This is a genomic window from Pricia mediterranea, assembly GCF_032248455.1.
Taxonomy (GTDB): domain Bacteria; phylum Bacteroidota; class Bacteroidia; order Flavobacteriales; family Flavobacteriaceae; genus Pricia; species Pricia mediterranea.
Genome location: NZ_JAVTTP010000001.1, coordinates 3,541,530 through 3,565,000, shown reverse-complemented (window position 1 = coordinate 3,565,000; position 23,471 = coordinate 3,541,530). Strand labels below are relative to the sequence as shown.

At 46.7% G+C, this 23,471-nt stretch carries 22 protein-coding genes, 1 tRNA gene, 1 rRNA gene and 1 pseudogene; 14 read left to right on the top strand and 11 right to left on the bottom strand.

The window, feature by feature from the left end; genetic code table 11:
• Nucleotides 1-174 precede the first annotated feature (174 nt).
• Nucleotides 175-1,703 (bottom strand): 16S ribosomal RNA (locus RQM65_RS14740).
• Nucleotides 1,704-2,516: 813 nt separating this feature from the next.
• Here RQM65_RS14740 and thrS point away from each other — a divergent pair.
• The 4 genes from thrS (at nucleotide 2,517) to rplT (ending at nucleotide 5,957) form a co-directional block, all read left to right on the top strand.
• Nucleotides 2,517-4,460 (top strand): threonine--tRNA ligase, encoded by a 1,944-nt coding sequence (gene thrS, locus RQM65_RS14735; RefSeq protein WP_314016185.1) that lies wholly within the window; start codon nucleotides 2,517-2,519, stop codon nucleotides 4,458-4,460.
• 34 nt (nucleotides 4,461-4,494) lie between these two features.
• Nucleotides 4,495-5,043, top strand: a complete 549-nt coding sequence (infC, locus tag RQM65_RS14730) for a translation initiation factor IF-3 (RefSeq protein ID WP_314016841.1) — start codon at nucleotides 4,495-4,497, stop codon at nucleotides 5,041-5,043.
• A gap of 238 nt (nucleotides 5,044-5,281) precedes the next feature.
• Entirely contained in the window at nucleotides 5,282-5,479 is a 198-nt protein-coding gene (rpmI, locus tag RQM65_RS14725) for a 50S ribosomal protein L35 (protein WP_314016184.1), read from the top strand.
• A gap of 133 nt (nucleotides 5,480-5,612) precedes the next feature.
• The gene (gene rplT, locus RQM65_RS14720) at nucleotides 5,613-5,957 is read left to right on the top strand and encodes a 50S ribosomal protein L20 (RefSeq protein ID WP_314016183.1); all 345 of its coding nucleotides are present in this window, start codon (nucleotides 5,613-5,615) and stop codon (nucleotides 5,955-5,957) included.
• A 179-nt stretch (nucleotides 5,958-6,136) separates the two neighbouring features.
• Here rplT and RQM65_RS14715 read toward each other — a convergent pair whose 3' ends face one another.
• Nucleotides 6,137-6,559 (bottom strand): secondary thiamine-phosphate synthase enzyme YjbQ, encoded by a 423-nt coding sequence (locus tag RQM65_RS14715; RefSeq protein WP_314016182.1) that lies wholly within the window; start codon nucleotides 6,557-6,559, stop codon nucleotides 6,137-6,139.
• 125 nt (nucleotides 6,560-6,684) lie between these two features.
• Between RQM65_RS14715 and RQM65_RS14710 the strand changes: the two genes are divergently transcribed.
• Nucleotides 6,685-7,479, top strand: coding sequence for an HAD family hydrolase (locus RQM65_RS14710; protein ID WP_314016181.1), 795 nt, complete (start codon nucleotides 6,685-6,687; stop codon nucleotides 7,477-7,479).
• A 185-nt stretch (nucleotides 7,480-7,664) separates the two neighbouring features.
• Here RQM65_RS14710 and RQM65_RS14705 read toward each other — a convergent pair whose 3' ends face one another.
• From RQM65_RS14705 to tgt, 5 genes are all read right to left on the bottom strand, one after another.
• The gene (locus RQM65_RS14705) at nucleotides 7,665-8,927 is read right to left on the bottom strand and encodes an asparagine synthetase B (RefSeq protein ID WP_314016180.1); all 1,263 of its coding nucleotides are present in this window, start codon (nucleotides 8,925-8,927) and stop codon (nucleotides 7,665-7,667) included.
• A gap of 74 nt (nucleotides 8,928-9,001) precedes the next feature.
• On the bottom strand, nucleotides 9,002-10,537 hold the full coding sequence (gene dnaB, locus RQM65_RS14700) for a replicative DNA helicase (protein WP_314016179.1): 1,536 nt from the start codon (nucleotides 10,535-10,537) through the stop codon (nucleotides 9,002-9,004).
• 167 nt (nucleotides 10,538-10,704) lie between these two features.
• A complete protein-coding gene (locus RQM65_RS14695; RefSeq protein WP_314016178.1) occupies nucleotides 10,705-11,658 on the bottom strand; it encodes an acetyl-CoA carboxylase carboxyltransferase subunit alpha in 954 nt (317 codons plus the stop codon).
• A 53-nt stretch (nucleotides 11,659-11,711) separates the two neighbouring features.
• Nucleotides 11,712-12,791, bottom strand: a complete 1,080-nt coding sequence (locus RQM65_RS14690) for an LptF/LptG family permease (RefSeq protein WP_314016839.1) — start codon at nucleotides 12,789-12,791, stop codon at nucleotides 11,712-11,714.
• A 5-nt stretch (nucleotides 12,792-12,796) separates the two neighbouring features.
• The gene (gene tgt, locus RQM65_RS14685) at nucleotides 12,797-13,927 is read right to left on the bottom strand and encodes a tRNA guanosine(34) transglycosylase Tgt (RefSeq protein ID WP_314016177.1); all 1,131 of its coding nucleotides are present in this window, start codon (nucleotides 13,925-13,927) and stop codon (nucleotides 12,797-12,799) included.
• Between the two features lie 189 nt (nucleotides 13,928-14,116).
• On the opposite strand from tgt, the gene RQM65_RS14680 reads away from it, so the two are divergent.
• On the top strand, nucleotides 14,117-14,728 hold the full coding sequence (locus RQM65_RS14680; RefSeq protein WP_314016176.1) for an outer membrane beta-barrel protein: 612 nt from the start codon (nucleotides 14,117-14,119) through the stop codon (nucleotides 14,726-14,728).
• Nucleotides 14,729-14,890: 162 nt separating this feature from the next.
• Here RQM65_RS14680 and RQM65_RS14675 read toward each other — a convergent pair whose 3' ends face one another.
• The gene (locus RQM65_RS14675; RefSeq protein WP_314016175.1) at nucleotides 14,891-15,724 is read right to left on the bottom strand and encodes an FKBP-type peptidyl-prolyl cis-trans isomerase; all 834 of its coding nucleotides are present in this window, start codon (nucleotides 15,722-15,724) and stop codon (nucleotides 14,891-14,893) included.
• Between the two features lie 76 nt (nucleotides 15,725-15,800).
• Between RQM65_RS14675 and RQM65_RS14670 the strand changes: the two genes are divergently transcribed.
• Nucleotides 15,801-16,187 carry an RNA-binding S4 domain-containing protein gene (locus tag RQM65_RS14670; protein ID WP_314016174.1) on the top strand — a complete coding sequence of 129 codons (387 nt, stop codon included), beginning with the start codon at nucleotides 15,801-15,803 and terminating at the stop codon, nucleotides 16,185-16,187.
• Between the two features lie 151 nt (nucleotides 16,188-16,338).
• Nucleotides 16,339-16,836, top strand: a complete 498-nt coding sequence (locus RQM65_RS14665; protein WP_314016173.1) for a phosphoribosyltransferase family protein — start codon at nucleotides 16,339-16,341, stop codon at nucleotides 16,834-16,836.
• Nucleotides 16,837-16,925: 89 nt separating this feature from the next.
• Here the strand turns inward: RQM65_RS14665 and RQM65_RS14660 are convergent, their stop codons facing one another.
• Nucleotides 16,926-17,444, bottom strand: coding sequence for a shikimate kinase (locus RQM65_RS14660; RefSeq protein WP_314016172.1), 519 nt, complete (start codon nucleotides 17,442-17,444; stop codon nucleotides 16,926-16,928).
• A 153-nt stretch (nucleotides 17,445-17,597) separates the two neighbouring features.
• Between RQM65_RS14660 and RQM65_RS14655 the strand changes: the two genes are divergently transcribed.
• Nucleotides 17,598-17,670, top strand: a tRNA-Lys gene (locus RQM65_RS14655).
• Between the two features lie 102 nt (nucleotides 17,671-17,772).
• Here the strand turns inward: RQM65_RS14655 and RQM65_RS14650 are convergent.
• Both RQM65_RS14650 and RQM65_RS14645 read right to left on the bottom strand, forming a co-directional pair.
• A pseudogene (locus RQM65_RS14650) lies at nucleotides 17,773-17,963 on the bottom strand (TMEM175 family protein); the annotation flags it as partial.
• A gap of 15 nt (nucleotides 17,964-17,978) precedes the next feature.
• On the bottom strand, nucleotides 17,979-19,745 hold the full coding sequence (locus RQM65_RS14645) for a sigma 54-interacting transcriptional regulator (RefSeq protein ID WP_314016171.1): 1,767 nt from the start codon (nucleotides 19,743-19,745) through the stop codon (nucleotides 17,979-17,981).
• A gap of 200 nt (nucleotides 19,746-19,945) precedes the next feature.
• On the opposite strand from RQM65_RS14645, the gene RQM65_RS14640 reads away from it, so the two are divergent.
• The 5 genes from RQM65_RS14640 (at nucleotide 19,946) to RQM65_RS14620 (ending at nucleotide 23,238) form a co-directional block, all read left to right on the top strand.
• The gene (locus tag RQM65_RS14640; protein WP_314016170.1) at nucleotides 19,946-20,662 is read left to right on the top strand and encodes a pirin family protein; all 717 of its coding nucleotides are present in this window, start codon (nucleotides 19,946-19,948) and stop codon (nucleotides 20,660-20,662) included.
• Between the two features lie 42 nt (nucleotides 20,663-20,704).
• Nucleotides 20,705-21,229: a YceI family protein gene (locus RQM65_RS14635; RefSeq protein WP_314016169.1), complete on the top strand. Its 525-nt coding sequence runs from the start codon at nucleotides 20,705-20,707 to the stop codon at nucleotides 21,227-21,229.
• A gap of 131 nt (nucleotides 21,230-21,360) precedes the next feature.
• Nucleotides 21,361-21,645 (top strand): GNAT family N-acetyltransferase, encoded by a 285-nt coding sequence (locus RQM65_RS14630; protein ID WP_314016168.1) that lies wholly within the window; start codon nucleotides 21,361-21,363, stop codon nucleotides 21,643-21,645.
• Between the two features lie 10 nt (nucleotides 21,646-21,655).
• Entirely contained in the window at nucleotides 21,656-22,567 is a 912-nt protein-coding gene (locus RQM65_RS14625) for a DUF5996 family protein (protein WP_314016167.1), read from the top strand.
• 89 nt (nucleotides 22,568-22,656) lie between these two features.
• Nucleotides 22,657-23,238 carry an MliC family protein gene (locus RQM65_RS14620; RefSeq protein ID WP_314016166.1) on the top strand — a complete coding sequence of 194 codons (582 nt, stop codon included), beginning with the start codon at nucleotides 22,657-22,659 and terminating at the stop codon, nucleotides 23,236-23,238.
• Nucleotides 23,239-23,471: the final 233 nt, after the last annotated feature.

The window sequence follows — 23,471 nt, the reverse complement described above, 5'->3', positions numbered from 1 at the left end:
CCGGGACGCCAGGCCCCGCTATATAACGTAATACCATGGAGACGCGTTCCTCTCGTTACGGGGGAACCGGCAATGAAACAGAAAAAAAAAGAAAAATGAGGGCGCGACGGGCCGCGGACGGGCCCCTCGGGGCGGACTGCGCCCCTCCCCCCGCGCTCGGGGGGAAAGCTCTAGAAAGGAGGTGTTCCAGCCGCACCTTCCGGTACGGCTACCTTGTTACGACTTAGCCCTAGTTACCGATCTTGCCCTAGGCCGCTCCTTGCGGTGACGGACTTCAGGCACTCCCGGCTTCCATGGCTTGACGGGCGGTGTGTACAAGGCCCGGGAACGTATTCACCGGATCATGGCTGATATCCGATTACTAGCGATTCCAGCTTCACGGGGTCGGGTTGCAGACCCCGATCCGAACTGTGACCGGTTTTGTGGATCCGCTCCGCATCGCTGCGTGGCTTCCCGCTGTACCGGCCATTGTAGCACGTGTGTGGCCCAGGACGTAAGGGCCGTGATGATTTGACGTCGTCCCCACCTTCCTCGCGGTTTGCACCGGCAGTCCCGCTAGAGTCCCCATCATGACATGCTGGCAACTAGCGGTAGGGGTTGCGCTCGTTATAGGACTTAACCTGACACCTCACGGCACGAGCTGACGACAACCATGCAGCACCTTGCAAAATGCCCGAAGGAAAACGTGTCTCCACGCCTGTCATAATGCATTTAAGCCCTGGTAAGGTTCCTCGCGTATCATCGAATTAAACCACATGCTCCACCGCTTGTGCGGGCCCCCGTCAATTCCTTTGAGTTTCATTCTTGCGAACGTACTCCCCAGGTGGGATACTTATCACTTTCGCTGGGCCGCCCAGACCTCAAGGGCCCGGACAGCTAGTATCCATCGTTTACGGCGTGGACTACCGGGGTATCTAATCCCGTTCGCTCCCCACGCTTTCGTCCATCAGCGTCAATATACGGCTAGTGAGCTGCCTTCGCGATCGGTGTTCTATGTAATATCTATGCATTTCACCGCTACACTACATATTCCGCCCACTCCGCCATAATTCAAGACCGCCAGTATCAAGGGCATTTCTACGGTTGAGCCGCAGACTTTCACCCCTGACTTAACGGCCCGCCTACGGACCCTTTAAACCCAATAATTCCGGATAACGCTCGGACCCTCCGTATTACCGCGGCTGCTGGCACGGAGTTAGCCGGTCCTTATTCCCATGGTACCGTCAAGGCGCCACACGTGGCGCCGGTTCTTCCCATGTAAAAGCGGTTTACGACCCATAGGGCCTTCTTCCCGCACGCGGCATGGCTGGATCAGGCTTGCGCCCATTGTCCAATATTCCTCACTGCTGCCTCCCGTAGGAGTCTGGTCCGTGTCTCAGTACCAGTGTGGGGGACCCCCCTCTCAGGGCCCCTAACCATCGTAGCCCAGGTAGGCCGTTACCCTACCTGCAAGCTAATGGTACGCATGGCCATCCGCTACCGCCCGAAGGCTTTGGGCGCGATGCGATGCCGCAAGGCGCCCGTATGGGGCATTAATCCGGGTTTCCCCGGGCTATTCCCCGGTAGCGGGCAGGTTCCATACGCGGTGCTCACCCGTGCGCCGGTCGCCGACTCTGTGCAAGCACAGATCGCTGCCCCTCGACTTGCATGTGTTAGGCCTGCCGCTAGCGTTCATCCTGAGCCAGGATCAAACTCTTCATCGTTGTGCGTTAAATGTATTCGCGCACCGCCGACCGAAGAGCCCGAACCGGGCCCGTCGCTCCTCATCGTTCCTAAAATTCTCTGTCCCGGACCGCAAATGAAAAAACGGCCCGGATATTATATGGTTCCTTCCCCGGGCCTTTCGGCCAGGGGTCGTTCTGTATTGTCTCCACAGTATGTCAATGAACTTCCTATCTCAAATCCGCCCCGAAAGAACCGAATGTTCCTCCTGTGTCTCTCAAAGCGGGTGCAAATATAAGAGGGTTTTTCGAATAAAAAATACAAATGATGATTTTTTTTGAAGTTTTTTTTCGCCCTCTCTTCAAACCCTTATCCTTGAACCGATTAAAGCAGTTCATTGAATTAAGGGGCAACAAAAATACTGCAATTTATTCTTTTGGGCAAGGTTTCCCCATCCTTTTATCATCCTTTTAACCTATCGGACGAGGTTCATGGCCTCGCCGCCGCTAACACGTGCTCCCTACTATCCTAATTCGCTTCCATCGTCCCAAAGAGGGGGAGAAAAAAATTCTAATCCCCTTACAACCCCATCCCATCCCGACCTGAAAAAGAAACAGATCAAAGCCAGAGGGGTAGTTCAGGGACACAAAACTCGAGAACGGTATCCCCCATTAGCTACGAAAACCATACCGACTACTCCTTACAGTAACGATGTCCTCCATGGCAAAACCCCGCTATTTCCGTACAATCGTTTCATCCCTATATATCAACCTCCACGGCCCAAGCCGCCGCCGCCTATAAATTGTTGTGCGCATGAATAGGGATTGCTATCTTTGGCATCCTAAAAATCAGGTATGATCAAAATCACCTTACCGGACGGTACTGTCAAAGAATTTGCGAAAGGAAGTACACCGATGGACGTCGCCCAGAGCATCAGTTCGGGCCTGGCGCGGAACGTTATTTCCGCGAAATTCAACGATACCATTGTAGAAACCGTCACCCCGTTGAACGAAGACGGCCATCTTACCCTTTATACCTGGAACGAAAAGGAGGGAAAAAAAGCCTTCTGGCACTCCAGCTCCCACATTGTCGCCCAGGCCTTGGAAGAATTGTATCCGAGGATAAAGTTGACCATAGGACCGGCCATCGAAAACGGATTTTACTACGATGTGGATTTTGGGGAACATACCATTTCAGAGAAGGATTTTCCGGCTATCGAAAAAAGGGCATTGGAGATAGCTCGGGGCAAACACGATTTTAAGATGCATCCGGTATCCAAAACGGATGCGCTATCCTTATATAAGGAACAGGGCAACGAATATAAGGTAGAGCTTATCGAGAACCTGGACGACGGAACGATTACCTTCTGCGACCACGATACGTTCACCGACCTGTGCCGCGGGGGCCACATCCCCAATACCGGAATCGTAAAGGCGATAAAAATCTTGAACGTAGCGGGCGCCTATTGGCGCGGCGATGAAAACAAGCCACAGCTCACCCGGGTGTACGGTATTTCTTTTCCAAAACAGAAACTGTTGAAGGAATATCTCGAAATGCTCGAAGAGGCCAAGCAACGCGATCACCGCAAATTGGGACGGGAACTGGAACTCTTTACTTTTTCACAAAAGGTGGGCCAGGGCCTTCCATTATGGCTTCCGAAAGGGGCGGCCCTTAGGGAGCGGTTGGAGTCGTTCCTCAAAAAAGCCCAGAAAAAGGCGGGCTATGAGATGGTCGCCACTCCCCATATCGGATCAAAAGAACTTTATGTTACCTCGGGCCATTACGAAAAATACGGGGCGGACAGCTTTCAGCCCATTCACACCCCGAAAGACGACGAGGAGTTCTTGCTCAAACCGATGAACTGTCCGCATCATTGCGAAATCTATAAGACCCGGCCCTTCAGTTACCGGGAGCTGCCCAAGCGGTATGCGGAATTCGGGACGGTATATCGGTACGAACAAAGCGGGGAACTTCACGGACTCACCAGGGTGCGCGGATTTACACAGGACGATGCCCATATTTTCTGCACGCCGGATCAGCTGGACCAAGAGTTTAAGAATGTCATAGACCTATCCTTATATGTATTGAGATCTTTAGGCTTCGACAACTTTACGGCGCAGGTTTCCATCCGGGATCTGGATAGCCCCGAAAAATATATCGGTTCGGTAAATAACTGGGAAAAGGCCGAAAATGCCATCATCAACGCCGCTACCGAAAAAGGATTGGATTTCGTCATCGAAAAAGGAGAGGCCGCTTTTTATGGTCCGAAGCTGGACTTTATGGTCAAGGATGCCTTGGGAAGGCAATGGCAATTGGGCACTATTCAGGTGGATTACAACCTTCCCGAACGCTTCGACCTGACCTATAAAGGTAGTGATAACGATTTGCACCGACCGGTCATGATCCACCGGGCGCCTTTCGGAAGTATGGAACGCTTTATCGCGCTGCTTCTAGAGCACACGGGAGGAAATTTCCCGTTATGGCTCATTCCCGAGCAAGCTATCGTGCTGCCCGTGAGTGAGAAACACGAAAAATATGCCGAAAAAGTTTTGAGTTCATTGGAAAATAACGAAATTCGCGCTCAAATCGACGCGAGAAACGAGACCATAGGCAAAAAAATACGGGAGGCCGAGATGAATAAGATTCCCTTTATGATTATCGTGGGGGAGAACGAAGAGGGAACGGACACGATTTCCGTACGCCGACATGGCGGCGAAGATTTAGGATCACTGACCACAAAAGAGTTTTCTGACTTGGTTTCTAGCGAAATAAATAGTACTTTAAAGTCGTTTTTTTAATCCAAAGTTTAACTAAAAAGAATAAGTCATAGCAATACGAAGAAGATTTAGGCCCAAGCCTAGAAGAGAAAATAAGAATCCGCACAAAATCAACAAGAAAATTTTGGCGCCCGAGGTACGTTTGGTGGGTGACAATGTAGAGGCCGAGGTGATACCTATTCGGGAGGCCCTGGACAAATCCATCGAAATGGGATTGGATTTGGTGGAAATATCCCCCAACGCCAAACCGCCAGTAGTCAAAATAATGGACTACAAAAAATTTCTCTACGAACAGAAGAAACGCGAGAAGGCCATGAAAGCCAAGGCTTCAAAGGTCACCGTAAAAGAAATCCGTTTTGGTCCCAATACCGACGACCATGATTACGATTTTAAAAAGAAGCATGCGGAAGGATTCCTAAAAGATGGCGCCAAACTGAAAGCTTATGTTTTCTTCAAGGGACGTTCTATCGTTTATAAGGATAAAGGGGAAATACTGCTTTTGAGACTCGCCCAGGATCTGGAAGAAGTTGGAAAAGTGGAACAATTGCCCAGATTGGAGGGAAAGCGAATGACCATGTTCATGGCTCCCAAAAATAAAAAATAAGGATAGGAACGATCGCCGTGCTCAGGTCAACAGACCGCAAAGTATTTCAATAGCACCTATTGGATGGAATTGTCCGAAATGGTAATTGCTACTGCTCCCATCACATCAGGCCCTGTTTGTAGGGCTTGTTCCATGTTATAAAAACGCGGATAGCATAACACCGGGCTGATGAAGTCTTTCTTCGAAAGCGCGCAACGAGATAGAAGTTTATAAAGTGAGATTAACATAAATAGGAAAAATGCCGAAACAGAAAACAAAATCCAGTGCCAAAAAGCGTTTTAAGCTGACCGGAACCGGAAAAATCAAAAGAAAGCACGCTTTTAAGAGCCACATTCTTACAAAGAAGTCCAAAAAGCGCAAGCGTAATCTAACGCAAAGCACGTTGGTCCACAAAGCCGACGAATCGAATATCAAAGAACAATTGTGCCTTAAGTAAAAGCTAGGGAACATTTGAAATTAGGTACTATATTAACCATGGAGTTGGGCCTTCAAAAGCGTTATGAATTTATGGATTCATAGTTATTGATTCGTAAAATTGATGACCGCCTACTACAAAAAAACAGAGAAAAATGCCAAGATCAGTAAACGCAGTTGCTTCACGCGCTAGGAGAAAAAAAGTGATAAAGCAAGCCAAAGGCTATTTCGGACGTCGTAAAAACGTTTGGACGATAGCGAAAAACGCGGTGGAAAAAGCGATGTTGTACGCCTACCGTGACAGAAAAAATAAGAAGAGAACCTTCAGATCCTTATGGATTACCCGTATCAACGCGGGGGCACGCCAGCACGGAATCTCGTATTCTCAATTTATGGGAGGAGTGAAGGCGAACGGTATCGAACTTAACCGCAAGGTGCTGGCCGATTTGGCCATGAACCATCCCGAAGCGTTCAAGGCGATTGTCGAGAAAGTAAAATAAGTTTTTAAAGTATCTCACTTTGAAAGGTCCGATTCCGTAGAATCGGACCTTTTTTTTGATATGTGCAAGGTTGCCTCGACCTGGACTTTCGGACCAAGGGTTTTAATCCTGTGGAGTCGGATGCAGGACTTCAGGAAATGCCAAATATCAAAAGCATCCCCAGCCACTCCTCTGCAATATCAGACTCCGTATGCGGAAAGCACGATTTTTCGTCCGGACGCCCGGTTGCGGTGCTCACATAGGTAAATGCCCTGCCAAGTGCCCAAGTTCAATCTTCCGCTGGTAATCGGTACCTGAACCGAAGCGCCCATCAACGATGCCTTGATATGGGCCGGCATGTCATCGGGGCCCTCGTAGGTGTGCACATAGTACGATGCATTTTCCGGGACCATCACGTTGATATGGCTCTCAAAATCGGTTCGGACCGTGGGATCGACATTCTCGTTAATCGTCAAACTGGCGGACGTATGTTTGATAAATACCTGTAGCATACCCGTTTCGATTTTCCGGATTTCGGGAAGAGAGGCCTCAACGGTGTCCGTAATCAAATGAAAACCCCGATTTTGGGGAGACAAGCGTATTTCTTTTTGGTAGAACTTCATTGCACTATATTAAATTGAACGCTTTTATGCGCGTTTTCATCCGAGAATCTAAATCTAAAACTTTTAAAATCTATTCGCGAAATTAATTTCTAAGGAATACCTTTGCCGGTCAAATTTTTAATAGGATGGATTTATCAAAAGTAAAAATGGTCGTCACCGATATGGACGGCACCCTGCTTAATTCCCAACACGAGGTAAGCGGACAGTTTCTCGAACTTTTTCAAAAACTGAAAGAACGCGATATTGTTTTTGTGGCCGCCAGCGGAAGGCAGTATCAGAGTATCGTAGATAAACTGCCGTCTATTAAAAACGATATTATCTTCATTGCCGAAAATGGGGGACTTGTCATGCAAAATGATACCGAACTGGTCTCTACTCCCCTAGCCTCCCCCGCCAAGAAACGTGTGCTTGATATATTGGACTCCATTGACGATGTACACCCCGTTCTCTGTAGCAAGAACAGTGCCTTCATCCTTCCAGAGTCCCGTGAATTCGAAGAAAAATTGCAGGAATACTACTCCGAATACGCAGTAATCGATGACCTAAAAGCCTTCGAGGGAGAGATTTTAAAAATAGCCTTGTATCATTTCGAGAATTCGGAGCAATTCATTTATCCCTTTGTCAAACCCTTAGAGGGCGACTTACAGGTAAAGGTTTCGGGGCAAAACTGGGTCGATGTATCCAGCCTCGACGCCAATAAGGGCTTCGCTCTACGAAAAGTCCAGCAACTTCACGGTATCACGCCTAAAGAGACCATGGTATTCGGAGACTACAATAATGACCTGGAGATGCTGGCGCTGGCCGACTTTAGCTATGCCATGGAAAATGCGCATCCGAAAGTTAAAAAAGCGGCCAAGTATAGCACGCTAAGCAATGACGACCTTGGCGTTGAGGCGGTTTTGGAAAAACTCTTGGCCTGAAAAATGGTTTAAGGTTCAATCGCTACTTCGTAGCCGTTTAAGGTTCGAAGTTAAAAGATGGATGTAGTTGTGTTTGAACCTTAAACCTGCCGAAGGCGGAATTTGAACCTCAAATCAAATCAGGACTCAGGTTGCACTAATGAGGCCGACAGTACTGCCTGCCATAACCGCAACTGCGTACCGAATCACGTTTTCTGCTTCTTTTTTCGAGCCGCAGGGAATAGGACGTTGTTCAATATCAGGCGATAGCCCGGGGAGTTCGGATGTAGTTCCAGCTCCGTTTTCGGGTCCCCCACCCGATGCTGGTAGTCTTCGGGGTCGTGCCCACCGTAGAAGGTAAAGAATCCCTTTCCCTTGATTCCGTGAATGTAGCGGGCCTCACCGTTGATCTTGTTTTCCCCCAACACCATGACCGTCGGCTTGACCTCACCCCTGGTGAACGCTGTGGTCTGACCCATAAATCCCTTTACCAAAGCGGTATGGTTCTGGCAAAGCATGGTGGGCACGGCATCCCATTTGGCGGAAAAATCCATCAGGGAAAAATAGTCCTGTTCCTTGGGTACGTTGCCGCGCTTGCCGGTCATATCGATGGAGGAAAATTCGTACTTTAACGGGTTCCTCTCCAAAGTAAAATCGGTGAACGCAAAGGTGTTGGTGAAGTCCAGCTTCGTCTGATAATTGGCATCGGACGGGTCGCCGTCGAACATCGGTTCGCAGATATCGACCCCTTCTGCGGCCAGGGCAATATCGAAACTATCGGTAGCCGAGCACATGGCGAACATAAAGCCTCCCCCGATAACATATTTCCTGATTTTTTGGGCGACGGCGCTTTTTTGGTCCGAAACTTTCGAAAATCCTAGTTTTGTCGCTAGCGCCTCCGCTTCTTCTTTATGTGCGATATACCAGGGTGCGGCGCGGTAGGCTCCGTAAAACTTACCGTATTGCCCGGTAAAATCCTCATGATGCAGGTGCAACCAATCGTAGAGCGCGAGTTTATCCCCCAGCACTTCCTCGTCGTAAACGGTCACATAGGGAATCTCGGCATAGGTGAGCACCATGGTGACCGCGTCGTCCCAAGGGGCGTTTCCCTTAGGGGAATACACGGCGATCTTAGGTGCTTTCTCGAGGATAACAGCATCCTGATTTTGAGAGGGACTGCTGATTTCATCGAGAATGGACTGCGCCTGTCCGTCTGAAAGGATTTCATAGGACACGCCCCGAATCTGACATTCTTTTCTGATCGCTTCGCCATCGGGCAGCAAAAAAGAACCTCCACGATAGTTCAGCAGCCATTGTACTTTTTGTTGCTTGGTCAGCACCCAATAGGTAATTCCATAAGCCTTTAGATGGTTCTTTTGAGACTCGGCATCCATGGGAATCAGGATGGAACTCGCTAAAGCTGCGGAAGAATAAAGAATAAGAAGAAGAGAGAAGAGACTTTTGCGCATCGTCAGGGTGTTACTGCTTTACCCAAAGATAACGCAATTCCCTGCTGCGAATTGTTAGCACGCGTTAAAGCTTTCTAAAACGGTACATCATTATCGCCATCGTTCAAGGAACTACCAAAGGCTTGATCGGCATCGGGCAGGTTCTTGGTCGTAAACGGATTCTCTTCATTGGCGTTCATTTTGGATTGAAATTCGAAGGGCGAATCGAAATCGTCGAGGTTGTCGAATTTACCGAGCTGGCCGATAAATTTGAGACGTATGTTTTCGAGTCCGCCGTTACGGTGCTTTGCCACGATAAACTCCGCCTGGCCCTGGGTCGGAGATCGCTCCTCGTCGTCCCATTCGTCGATCTTGTAGTATTCCGGACGGTAAATAAACGATACGATATCGGCATCCTGTTCGATCGCCCCCGATTCCCGAAGGTCGGAAAGCAAGGGCCGCTTGCTGCCGCCCCGGGTCTCCACGGCGCGGGAAAGCTGGGACAGGGCGATTACGGGTACATTGAGTTCCTTGGCCAAAGCTTTCAGGTTCCGCGAGATGGTGGAAATCTCTTGCTCGCGGTTACCGCCTTTTTGGCTCCCTCCGGCGGTCATTAGCTGCAGATAATCGATAATAATTAGTTTGATATCGTGCTGCGAGGCCAGTCGTCTTGCCTTGGCACGCAGGTCGAAAATGGACAGCGACGGGGTATCGTCTATGAACAATGGGGCCTTTTCGAGGGACTTCACTTTCACGTTCAATTGTTCCCACTCGTGCTTCTCCAGTTTTCCCGTTCGAAGTTTTTCGGACGACAACCCCGTTTCCGACGATATTAAACGCGTAATCAGCTGTACCGACGACATCTCGCAGGAAAAGAAAGCCACCGGAATATCGTTGTTGACGGCCATGTTCCGCGCCATGGAAAGCGTCAGGGCGGTCTTACCCATACCGGGACGTGCAGCGACGATGATCAAGTCACTGGGTTGCCACCCAGATGTCAGCTTATCGACCTTGTCAAAGCCCGAGGGCACCCCGCTCAGGCCCTCTTTGTTGGCGATTTCCTCTATTCTTTTTTTAGCCTGGATGACCAGGTTCTGCGCCGTTTCGGCGGAACGTTTCAGGTTTCCTTGGGTAACATCGTATAATTTGGCCTCCGCAGCATCCAACAGATCAAAAACATCGGTACCGTCGTCGTAGGCCTCCTTGATTATTTCGTTGGATATTTTAATAAGACTGCGCTGAATAAACTTTTGTAGGATGATCCGCGCGTGGAACTCTATATGCGCCGAAGAAGCCACCTTTTGAGTGAGTTTTATCAGGTAAAAATCCCCACCGATGGCCTCGAGCTTCCCGTCCTTCTTCAACTGGGACGAAACTGTTAATAAATCCACCGGTTCGGCAGTTTCGAAGAGTTTAAAAATGGCTTCGTAAATATAGCGATGCGCATCCTTGTAAAAAACATCCGGATGTAGGATATCTATTACTTCGTCCACTCCCTTTTTGTCGATCATCATCGCTCCGAGAACAACTTCCTCTAAATCAACTGATTGTGGCGGAATTTTCCCACGTTCCAAGTTGATGAGCGTGGACTTGTCAATCTTACGGCCGATAACAGGGTTGGTCTTTTCCATGGCTACGAAATTATGCAATTAACTTTAGGGAAACGAGAACTTGTTCGCTCGCGATATTCACAGTCCGTTCACAATTGCATGTTAATAAGTTACGATTTTGTGTTGATAACAAAAAAAATCCGAAGAAAAGCTTCTTCGGATTTTTTCGAACTTGATAAAATCGTGTATCAGCCGTTGTAAACTCCCATTTGGGAATATTTATCCATCCGTTGCTCTACCAATTCTTTTGGGGATAACTTTTCAAGCTCCTCATAATGGGTCCTAATTTTATTCTTGACGATTTCAAAGGTTTTATCCCGATTGGCGTGTGCACCTCCCGCAGGCTCACGTACGATCTCATCGATCAACTTTAATTTTTTCATATCCTTGGCCGTCAGTTTTAAGGCTTCCGCGGCCTGTTCCTTATATTCCCAACTACGCCAAAGGATGGAGGAGCACGATTCGGGCGAAATGACCGAATACCAAGTATTTTCCAACATCAGTACTTTATCACCTACCCCGATGCCCAAAGCCCCGCCGGAGGCCCCTTCGCCTATGATGACGACAATGATCGGCACTTTAAGACGGGTCATTTCCAAAATATTCCGTGCGATGGCTTCGCCCTGTCCCCTTTCCTCGGCCTCGATGCCCGGGTAGGCGCCGGGGGTGTCGATCAGGCACACCACGGGTATTCCGAACTTTTCGGCGGATTTCATGGCGCGGAGGGCTTTACGGTATCCCTCGGGATTGGCCATTCCAAAATTGCGATACTGCCTAGTCTTGGTGTTATAGCCTTTTTGCTGTCCGAGAAACATATAGCTTTGGTCGTCGATTTTCCCAAGCCCTGTAATCATCGCCTTATCGTCCTTGACGTTTCGGTCCCCGTGAAGTTCAAGAAAAGTATCACCACAGATGGCATTGATATAGTCCAACGTATAGGGACGATTCGGGTGTCGGGACAGCTGTACGCGCTGCCAAGCGGTAAGGTTCTTATAGATTTCCTTACGGGTATCGGCCAGTTTCTGTTCGATCTGCTTGCAGGTCTCGGTCACGTCGACATCGCTCTCCTCCCCGATGACCATACACTTATCGAGCTGTTCTTCGAGTTCCTTGATGGGAAGTTCAAAATCGAGATATTCCATGTTCTGATAGGTTTGTTTGATTGGACAAATATAAAATTTTAAAACCTGACTGCCTACCGCTTTGCCTTCTGCAGGAGCACAAAAGCCAAAATACCAAAGAGCAGGTTCGGCAGCACCACGGCCAATAAGGGTGAAAAGCCGGACTGTTCGGCCAAGGTACCGAAAACCTTGTCAAAAAATATAAATATAAAGGCCACGATTATTCCGAAGGCCAGGTTCACGCCCATGCCGCCCCTGCGCTTTACCGAGGCCACGGCCACCGCAATGATGGTCAGGATAAAGGCGGATATCGGCAAGGCCCACCTTTTATATTTTACCAAGACATACGTGTTGATGTTCGAGGCGCCCTTCTGCCGCTGGTCTTCGATAAACTTGTTCAGTTCGAAGATATTCTTGGTCTCGGCCACGTAAGACACCGGGGTCAGATCGCTTATATCGAAGGTGAACAGGGTATCCAGCCGGCGTTTGGTATCCACCAGCGCGGTATCGCCCACCATCTTTCGCTTGGTATAGGAGGTCAAGCGGTACGCGCTATCCTTTTCGACCCATCGGATATTGGCTGCCGATATCTTGAAATCCAATTGGTCATCCTCATTAAAACGTTCGTAGGTAAAGTTATAGCCGATCTGTCGGGCCGGGTCAAAATTGCTGACATAGATATAATCGGTCTTGTTCAATTGAGTAAAGACGTTGCTGGTGACCCGATCCTGCTTGCCTTTTTTAATGTATTTGTATTTAAACTCGTTGAATCCCAAACTTGCGGAGGGCACGATGAACATCCCCAGGACGAACATGATTAGGGCGATGATGGATGCCCCGATCAAATAGGGCCTTAAAAACCTGCCGTAGGATACCCCGGAGCTTAAAATGGCCACGATTTCGGTATTACTGGCCAGCTTCGAGGTGAAAAAGATAATGGAAAGAAAGAGGAAGATCGGAAACAGTAGGCTTCCTATATATATCGTAAAGTTACCGAAATAGACTATAATCTCGTCCAAAGGCGCCTCATTGGCCTGCATTCTACCGATCTGTTCGGCCAAGTGGGCCATAATCCCAATGGGAATGAACAACAAAATCATGACCCCAAAAGTGACCAGGTAGCGTTTCAGTATGTATTTGTCGATTATGGTCAGCACTTCTACAGCCTTTTATCCATTTGTTTGACCATGACGGTCTTCCACTCTGAAAAATCCCCCGCTAAAATATGCTTTCTCGCCTCCCTAACCAACCAGAGGTAGAAACCGAGGTTGTGTATGGTGGCAATCTGCTTGCCCAAATATTCATTGGCCGCGAAAAGATGCCGCAGATAGGCCTTCGAGTATTCGGTGTCGACAAAGGTGAGGCCCATTTCATCAACCGGGGAAAAATCGTTTTCCCACTTTTTGTTCTTGATGTTGATGGTGCCGTGCGCCGTGAACAACATGCCGTTTCTCGCGTTTCGGGTCGGCATGACGCAGTCGAACATATCGACGCCCAGGGCAATGTTTTCCAGGATATTGATTGGCGTTCCTACCCCCATCAAATAGCGCGGCTTGTCTTCGGGAAGGATGTCACAGACCACCTCGGCCATGGCATACATCTCTTCGGCGGGCTCCCCTACGGACAGCCCCCCAATGGCATTGCCCTCCGCCCCTACCCCGGCGATATATTCGGCGGAGCGTTTTCGAAGGTCCAAATAGGTCGAGCCCTGTACGATCGGGAAAAAGGTTTGGGAATATCCGTATTCCAAAGGTGTTTTCTCCAGATGCGCGATACAGCGTTCCAGCCAGCGGTGGGTCATGTGCATGGAGCGTTCGGCGTAGTTGTAATCACAGGGATATGGGGTACATTCGTCGAAGGCCATGATGATATCGGCCCCGATAATACGTTGGATTTCCATGACCCGTTCGGGGGTGAAAAGATGGGTCGATCCGTCGATATGGGATTTGAACTTGACCCCTTCTTCCTTGATTTTTCTATTGTTGGATAGGGAATAGACCTGATAGCCGCCGCTGTCGGTAAGGATGTTCCGGTCCCATCCCATGAACTTGTGGAGTCCCCCCGCCTGTTTGAGGATATCGGTCTTGGGACGAAGAAAGAGGTGGTAGGTATTCCCGAGGATGACATCGGGGTCGATATCTTGCTTTAATTCACGCTGATGTACGCTTTTTACGGAAGCCACGGTGCCCACAGGCATAAAAATCGGGGTTTCAATTGCGCCGTGATCAGTGACCATGGTCCCGGCCCGCGCCTTGCTTTTAACGTCCGTTTGGTGTAGGGTAAACTTCAAATTTCGTAATATTGGGGACAAAGATAGTCATCTGACCCGCATTAGATCCTTAAGGAAAAAATAAATGCAATTCAAATTAGGGAGTCGGTACAATAAACCCATTGAGCTGCCGTTGTAAGGGATAGAAACGCTACGGTTATCGCGGTATTGTTTTTGATGCCGTGATAACCACATAAACAAACACTATATATGAAAAATTCACTGCTTGCGGCGGCCTTTGCGCTATTCAGCATCGCTGCCTTTTCACAATCGAAATCAGGGTTCGGAATCAAAGGTGGACTCAACTACAATCAGAACGGTGACCTGATTGCCTCTGTTGGCGATGCCGCCGAGAACATCGTTCAGGGTTCGGACGGAAAAGTCGGTTACCACGTCGGGGTGTTCGGCCAACTGCAGCTGCTACGCTTGTATCTCCGCCCGGAATTGATCTATACTAAAACGCAAAGCGCCTACGATCTAAACGGGGGCACCAAATATGATATATCAAAGTTGGACCTGCCCGTATTGGTCGGAGCCAAGCTTATCGGTCCCTTACATGTGTTCGCAGGCCCCGCCTTTCAGTATATACTGAACAATGATTTGGAGGGCTTTAATATCAACGATGCGGAAAAGGATTTTACCGTTGGGCTGCACATCGGAGCCGGGGTAGATCTGGGCCGTTTGGGACTCGACGTACGCTACCAAAGGGGATTCTCGGAAAATGAAGCGGAGTTTATCGGCGACAATATTACACCAGAGATTTCCGGCCGGGTCGATTCCAGGCCTTCGCAGGTGGTCTTTGCGGTATCCTTGAAATTGTAGGATGCCTTTAGGGAAGTCTTTCTGAATCTATAGTCTCGGAATAGTGACCGAATGATATATTACTGCGCACTTGACGGAGTTTGGAGCTTCGTAATAAAAAACAAAGCCGTCTTCATTGTTGGAGACGGCTTTGTTTTTTAAAGATGTAGATTCGCTCGGAAGCTATTTCGTATCGGGATCAAGATAATCGGGGATGCCATCGTTGTTGGTATCGGTCAAAGTGACGTTCCCCTCCTCATCAATTTCCACTTCATCCTTTGTCGGGGTACCATCGCGATCATGATCCGCAGTATTGCTCACCAACAACTGTATATTGAATACTAAAGGCGAATAAGAAGCACCAACGTTCGGACTATTGTAATAACCCAAAGCCGATGGAAATATCAACAGACCTGAACCAAAACCCTTGACTTCGAAAGTACCGTCATCATTGACGATGATATCCCCTCCGGATTTAAACTGAGGCAGCCCTCGTTTAAAACCTTGAATCGTTCCACTATTGCCTTGTGACAAAGTACCTTGTAAATCGAGCCAAGAGGGGTTACCGATGTTGCTATCGAAAACAGTTCCGTCTAAACGAGATCCCTCGTACCTAAGAAAAACGGAATCGACCTCCGTCGGGCTTTCGCCCACGCCTTCCCGGGCCTTTAGAAAGTACATCTTGTGTTCGATATTTTGCTCATCCCCTTCAAGATTAAGGTCACTCGATGATAGATGCACGGTCTTGCTTGCCGTTTGCATCGAAAGGGGTTTTAACAGCGTATCCCCTTCTGGAATTTTTTTGACCACAACCCGATAATCAAAATCCTCGGTCGGATTTTCAAAATCCTCATAATTATAATAATGGGTATTGAGATACTCCTGAATTTTGGCCTCATCCTCTGCAGCAACTTCAGCCAAGGGTCTTGGGGGCACGGGTGGGGGCGCACCTTCATCATCATTATTACAGGAAATTACCAGTAATCCCACGGCAAACAAGGCAGCTACTCTACTCATTATCATCTTTCGTTTTTAAAAGCGGCAAGATACAATTTTCCCTTACTTTTGTTCGAGACCTTAACAAAGATTTTCCATGCGTATCGATAAATACCTTTGGCACGTCCGTTATTTTAAGACCCGTAGCGTTGCCTCGAGGGCCTGTAAAAAGGGACAGGTAAAGGTCAACGACCAGGTGGTGAAACCGTCGCGTGAGGTTTTTCCAATGGATGAAGTCCAAGTTCGCAAAAACCAGATCGACCTACAGCTTACCGTACTCGATATCCCCAAGAGTCGGGTCGGGGCCAAGCTGGTGGATATCTACCGGAAAGACACCACCCCCAAGGAAGTCTATGAACACGGCGAGCTATTGAAAAAAACCAAGGAACACTACCGAAAGAAAGGTACGGGAAGACCCACAAAAAAAGACCGACGCGATATCGAGGAGTATCTGGACGAAGGGCCATCCTCCGTGGAAGAATAGTACTGAAGGAAGAATCGGATATTAAACCAAAATGTCGAGCGTGACTACTTGACTTCTTATCCCAAAAATAGATTCAGATAGGAAAATCGGTCAGAAATGGTTCTAATTCCCGCTCTCCCGTTTATCTTTGAACAACAGATATCCCATCCATATGGACAACAAGATACTAACACACGAGCAAATACAGCATACCGTACGTCGCATCGCCTATCAAATCTACGAAGCCAATGTCGATGAAAAGGAAATTATCATCGCGGGGATAGCGTCAGGGGGATTACAGTTCGCCAAGAAATTGCAAGCCGTGCTGAAACAAATCACCGATGCCGAAATAACACTATGCGACGTTACTATGGACAAGTCCGACCCCCTTTCAAGCGGTGTTCAAACCTCTATTCCCGAGGATGGATATCGCGAAAAATCCGTAGTGTTGGTCGATGACGTATTAAATTCCGGCACTACCCTAATCTACGGGGTCCACCATTTTTTAAAAACACCTCTTAAACAGTTAAAAACAGCGGTTTTGGTCAATCGAAATCACAAGAAATATCCGGTGAAAGCCGATTTTAAAGGTATTTCATTATCCACCTCGCTACAGGAGCACGTTCATGTGGAGTTCAAGTCAAAAAACGATGTGGTTTATTTGGATTAAACTGCTCAGGAATCGGATTGATAATCCCAGTTTTCCACAACGGTTCCGGACTGAAAGTCAATAGATATCTTATTCATTGTTGAATTAATTCATTGTTGCATTGAATTCATGATATCCGCAACTATATCGATTGCTTCATTACTGCCGCAGTCGATCACCGTGTGGGCTTGATTATAGAATTCACTGCGTTCGAAAAGATGCTTTCCGATGAATTCGGGCAGCTCACCATCGGGGATATGCCGTATTAAAGGCCTCGTGGATTTTTGTTGGGACAGGCGTTGCGCCAGTTGTCCAATAGGTACCTTGAGGTAGAACACGTTCTCCGAACCCTTTAAGATTGTCTCCATATTTTTGCCATAGCAAGGGGTCCCCCCTCCTACCGAAAGCACGAAATTGTCTTTACGAAGAAGAAGCTCGTTCAGGTACTGGTGTTCTTTTTTTCTAAAGTATAGTTCTCCTTTATCGCCAAAAATATCGGCAACGGATAATTTTTCCTTTTCCTCGATATAATCATCCAGATCCAAGAACTGGAGTCCCATTTGCCGGGCGAGTTTCTTTCCCACCGTGGTTTTGCCACTTCCCATATATCCCAATAGAATTATTTTCACGCTTTTGACTTTTTGTAAAAATGAAGCATTTTAGAGCCAATTCAAAGAAATCTCAAATTTCTCTTGAAATCGACTTGTCAAATTAATTATTGCTTTTATATTTGCAGCCGCTAAAGGGAATATTGTTAGCGTTATATAAAATGTTGTTAGTCCGACCTGGTAGCTCAGTTGGTAGAGCATCTCCCTTTTAAGGAGAGGGTCCTGGGTTCGAGCCCCAGCCAGGTCACAGTAATGAGAACATGCCCTTCAAGAGATTGAGGGGCTTTTTTATACGACAGGTCCACGCAAGGTAAGTTTATCTTAAGTGACGGTTTTATGTCACTTGAAACAGGTGATGGTGGTTGTTCCAATAGATGCCTATGTAGATAAAGCTCAACACATAGCCAATAAACACGGGAAGTACTTTGAACAAAGACTGCATGGTCGCATCTTCCGGAGCCTTAAGCTCCAAAACCATAATAGTGATAACGATGGCGAGACCCCATCGCTGAAGGCTTCTAATCTACTAGTGGTCGCGATTCAATATTGTTCGGTTCAGCTATTAAAAACGGTTTCTTTTTCGATACCCAATTTTTTAATTCTGGCAAACAGGGTTTTTGCGTTCATATCCAAAATGCCGGCAGCGCCGCCAATGCCGCTTACTTTTCCATCCGTCTGTTTTAAGGCACGAATAATATGCTGCCGTTGGGCTTCCTCAAAGGTTAGAAGCCCCCCTGTTCTGATAGATTCCGATTCCGATTCCGTGGGCATCCAACTTCCGATATTCAGTGTTGTTCCACTTTCGACGATAACGGCGCGTTCTATTAGATTTTCCAGTTCCCTTATATTTCCGGGAAAACTATAGGCCATTAGCGCGTTCACTGTTTTTTTGGATAATCGTCTGAATGATTTACCGGCCTTGGCCGAATATTTTTCCAAAAAGAACTGTGCCAGTAGCGGAATGTCTTCCTTCCTATCACGAAGAGGTATATTGTAGATTGGAAACACATTCAACCTATAATAAAGATCTTCCCTAAATGTACCTTCCTTTATCATTTTTTCAAGACGCCTATTGGTAGCGGCGATTACCCGCACATCCACTTTTATGGTCTTTGTACCGCCCAGTTCATCAAATTCACCATCTTGTAAAACCCGTAACAATTTGGATTGTAAGTCAATGGGCAACTCCCCGATTTCATCCAGGAAAATGGTGCCCCCATCGGCAAGCGTAAACTTACCCACCTTGTCATCGACAGCACCGGTAAAAGCCCCCTTTTTATGCCCGAACAGTTCGCTCTCGATGAGTTCTTTGGGCAAAGTGGCACAATTCACTTTTATGAGGGGACGCTCTTTGCGCAAGCTGTTAGTGTGCAGCGCACTTGCCAGTAATTCTTTACCTGTACCGGATTCCCCCGTAATCAATACCGTGGTAGCTGTCGGCGCCACCAGATGTACTTGTTCCAATACTTTGGCATAAACCTCGCTTTTACAGATGATGTTGTCGGCATTGATCTTAGCACTTATTTCTTCCTGTAAATACTCGTTTTCGATTTCGAGCTTGTCCTTTAAGCTCTTTATTTCCTCTAAGGCCCGATGTAATTGCACATCCCGCTCTTTGCCTTCGGTAACATCTTGGTAAACGCCTACGATCTTAAAAATTTTGTCTCCTTTTAGCACCGGTTTTACAATGGCACGTATAAACCTACTCGGATTTTCTTTAGTCTCAAAAACCTCGTCGAACGGTACGGCATTTCGAGTCGCTTTGACAATACTTTTTTTGAAAAGGTCGGCATCCTTTAGATAATGGATTATTTTATTGGGATGAAAATCTTCTTTATTCTCGGTTTTGAAGATAGAGAGTGCCTCTTTCGTAACTAGAATGGTGCCATCTTGAAGATCTAGGTTCCACCCCCCGACCTTGGCGATAGATTCTACATTGTCAATTAGATTTTTATAAAAGCTGGAGGACGAGATATCTTTCAAAATGGCACAGATCATTTGTTCCCCTCCATAAGAGAAAAATTGGGCATATACCTCTACCTCATAAAATTTACCGGATCTATTTCGGTGTACCGCCTTAAAATTGTCACTGCCATTTTTTCGGACCTTTTCCCAATGCGCCCGCCAGCTCTCGGAGGTAACGGTGCTATTGATATCGAATATGCTCAACTTGGTAAGCTCCGATTTTTTATATTGAAGGCGGTCACACAGTATCTGATTGCCATAAATGATGTTGCCGTCCCGATTTGCCCAGAACACCTCATAGGGAAGGGTATCCACCAACCATTCCTTAATAGGCCCTACCTCTGCGATTTCTGCCATTAGGTTACATCTTTGTGGTTAAAAATAGGTTAATATTTCTCAAATAACAGAAAATTCTCATAAATAAGAACATATGCTTACACGACATAGTGTACTCATTTGTAAAACAGCTAATTACAGTTCTGGTATAACATTAGCTTTAAATAAGGCGACGATAAAAGTAAAAATAGAATATATTATAAATAAGGAGTAGAAAAACCATGAACACAGTACTACACAAAGCGGACACAAGAGGGGATGCCGACCACGGATGGCTGCATTCCAAACATACTTTCAGTTTTGCAAACTATCATAATCCCGAGCGGATGAACTTTGGGGTGTTGAGAGTATTGAACGATGATATCGTCTCGGAAAGTAGAGGCTTTGGAGCGCATCCTCATAGGGATATGGAAATTGTATCCATTCCCCTTGAAGGCGATTTAAAGCATCAAGATAATATGGGGAACGCGACCCTTATCAAGGCGGGCGATATTCAGGTAATGAGTGCCGGCACCGGGGTGATGCATTCCGAATACAACTACAATCCCGATAAGCCCGTAAAATTTCTGCAGATTTGGATAGTGCCGAACAAGCAAGGTGTAGCGCCACGCTACGATCAGATTACGCTAGACACTGCAGATCGTAAAAACCAGTTGCAGCAGGTATTATCGCCCAATGCAGAAGATGCAGGGGTTTGGATACACCAAAATGCGTGGTTTAATATGACCCAACTCGATAAGGGCAAGGAGCTGCAATATCCCTTGAACGATGCCGAAAACAATGGCGTGTATGCCTTTGTGCTGAAAGGGGATGCCACTGTCAATGGCCAAGCGCTTCATGAAAGAGATGGTTTTGGCATCTGGGATGTAGCGAATTTAGACATCAAAGCGGACACCGATACCGAAATCCTATTAATGGAAGTCCCGATGAACGTCTAGAAAAATAAATCAATAATTAATTAATTTTTTTAAATCAGAAAAATGGAAACAACAGGTACAACAAAATGGAACGTGGATGCCGCTCACTCAGAAGTAGGGTTTAAGGTAAAACATATGATGATCTCTACCGTCAAAGGAGCTTTTGAAGAATTCAAGGCCTCCATAGAAAGCGAAAATGAGGACTTTCAAGATGCGGACTTTAGCTTCACTGCGCAAGTCGATTCTATCAATACCAAAAATGCGGATAGGGACAAACACTTGAAATCCGAGGATTTTTTCAATGCATCCGAATATCCTGAAATGACATTTCAATCATCCTCTTACGATGGGGATAAGTTAGTCGGAGATTTGACCATCAAGGACATAACCAAAGAAGTGACATTTGATATGGACTTTAACGGGATTGCGGAAGACCAGTACGGACAGACTAAGGCAGGGTTTGAAATTTCAGGAAAAATAAACAGAAAGGATTTCGGACTTACTTGGGATGCCGTCACCGAAGCCGGTAGTGTCGTGGTAGCCGAAACCATACGGATGGCCATTGATCTGCAATTTATTAAAGAGTAGGTTTTCAACAAATAAGGTAATTGGGACCGGTCGTCACGCTAGACCGGTCCCAATTTTAATAACGAATATTACCCAATATCTTAAAATACAATTTAACTTAGCATTGGATTGTATATTAAACCCAATTTCTTATGGAAACAACTATAAGTGAGAGAGATAGCAAAGGCTTCGCCATGGTAAGGGAAGACGGCAAGAGGGCCGGAACGATGACTTATTCCATAGCGGGAGAAAACTATATTATCATAGACCACACGGAGGTCGACCCTGCATTCAAAGGCAAAGGGATCGGAAAGCAGCTGCTTTACAAAATCGTGGAGATGGCACGGGAAAAAGAAATCAAGATTACACCCTTATGTCCTTTTGCAAATGCTATGTTCAAAAAGCTTGATGACATTCAAGATGTACTAAAAAGATAAACTATGAATTATGGGTGAACATACCTTATTTCCAGCATTGCCACTCGCCGAGTGGAACAAATCAAAGGAAACCCTGCACCGTTATTTACAGATAGTAGGTAAGTTGCGCCTATCGTTAATGCCCAAAGACAATCACTGGTGGCACATTACCTTGTACGTCACCAGCAGCGGTATTACCACGGGACCCATCCCTGATAAGGACTTTACCTTTGAGGTCAGTTTTGATTTCATCGGTCATACACTCAACGTAAATACGAGCAAGGGAGACATGCGCTCTTTTGATCTTAAGGATGGCCTCTCCGTTTCTCAGTTCTATAAAAAACTGGCCGAAATATTTAACGAGCTGCAAATAGATTTTGATATTAAGGCAGAACCCTACGACCTAACTGACAATATACCCTTTCCTGAATGCACACAGCATCATAGGTACGATAAGGATGCTGTTCACAAAGCTTGGAAGATTTTGGTGCAAGTCGACATGGTCTTGAAGGATTTCAGCGGCAAGTCGTACAGTAAAACCTGTCCAGTTCACATTTACTGGCATCACCTCGACCTTGTCGTCACCCGGTTTTCAGGGGATAAGGCTCCGGAATTGGTCAATGCATCCAAAGTAGAAAGGGAGGCCTATTCTCATGAAGTCATCAGCTTCGGGTTCTGGTTCGGAGACGATAATATTAAAGAACCAGCATTTTATTCCTATACCTATCCTTCCCCGGAAAACATTGATAAAGAACCATTGAGTCCCGAGAGTGCCGAATGGCAGGATGCGAACGGTAGCCCTATGGCCGTATTACTGTATGAGGATATAAGAACAAGCGCTGATCCTAAAAAGGAAATCATGGATTTCTTGGAAAGTAGCTATCGGGCCGGAGCAAAATTGGCCGGTTGGGATATGGAAGCCTTGAAGGTCGATTCCAAATAGATCCCATTTGCGGTGCATTTAATGATTATTGGCATACGACTTGGAGGGCAGTGCCCACGCCTTAATTAAGAGAGAAAATACTTGCTAAAATGATGGGATCAAAAATTTTCATTACAACGATACTCGCTTCGGTTTTACTGTTTGCCTGCAATGAAAAATCGAAGAAGGAAAATAGGGACACCGTCAAATCAGAGTCAATTACAACGGAGTCCAACACAATCAAAACCCAATCCCTTACGGACAAAGAAGGGAATACACTTGAGATGTCCTTCGATAATTCCGAAGGTACGGCAACCATAGACCTGAATGGTGAGACCGCTCAACTTTCCAGCCAAAGGCCTGCTTCGGGCATCTGGTATAAAGATAATCAATATGAATTGAGGGGAAAAGAGAACGATATCTGGTTGAAAAAAGACGGAGAAGTGATTTTCGAACATGAGGACGAAAAGGTGGACATAGAAGCGAAAAACGACGATGGCGACGTTCTAAATATGACTTTCAACAACACGGAAGGAACTGTTAAAGCCTATTTAAACGGCGGAAAACAAATTGATTTGGCAGAAGAAAAAGCAGCCTCCGGTATTTGGTATAAGAACGACCACTATGAATTAAGGGGAAAAGGGAATCAGTATCGATTGACAAAAAACGGGACCGTCGTTTATTCCAATTAAGTCGGAAAATTACTCTTAAATCTAACGATTCTTTCTCTCGGTACGACCTTATAGTTGATTTCAAATTTTTGAGGATTCTTGGGTACGTGCCAAGGCCCCCGGTTCAATCCTTTGTTCGGTGTCTCAGGTACTATCGGTACTCAATCGGACAGTAGAGTAGGTCATAAAAAATCTCTCATCGGCCTAGAATTAGTTCTCATTAGTTTATTTTAGCAATCGCCATTGCCTTCAGG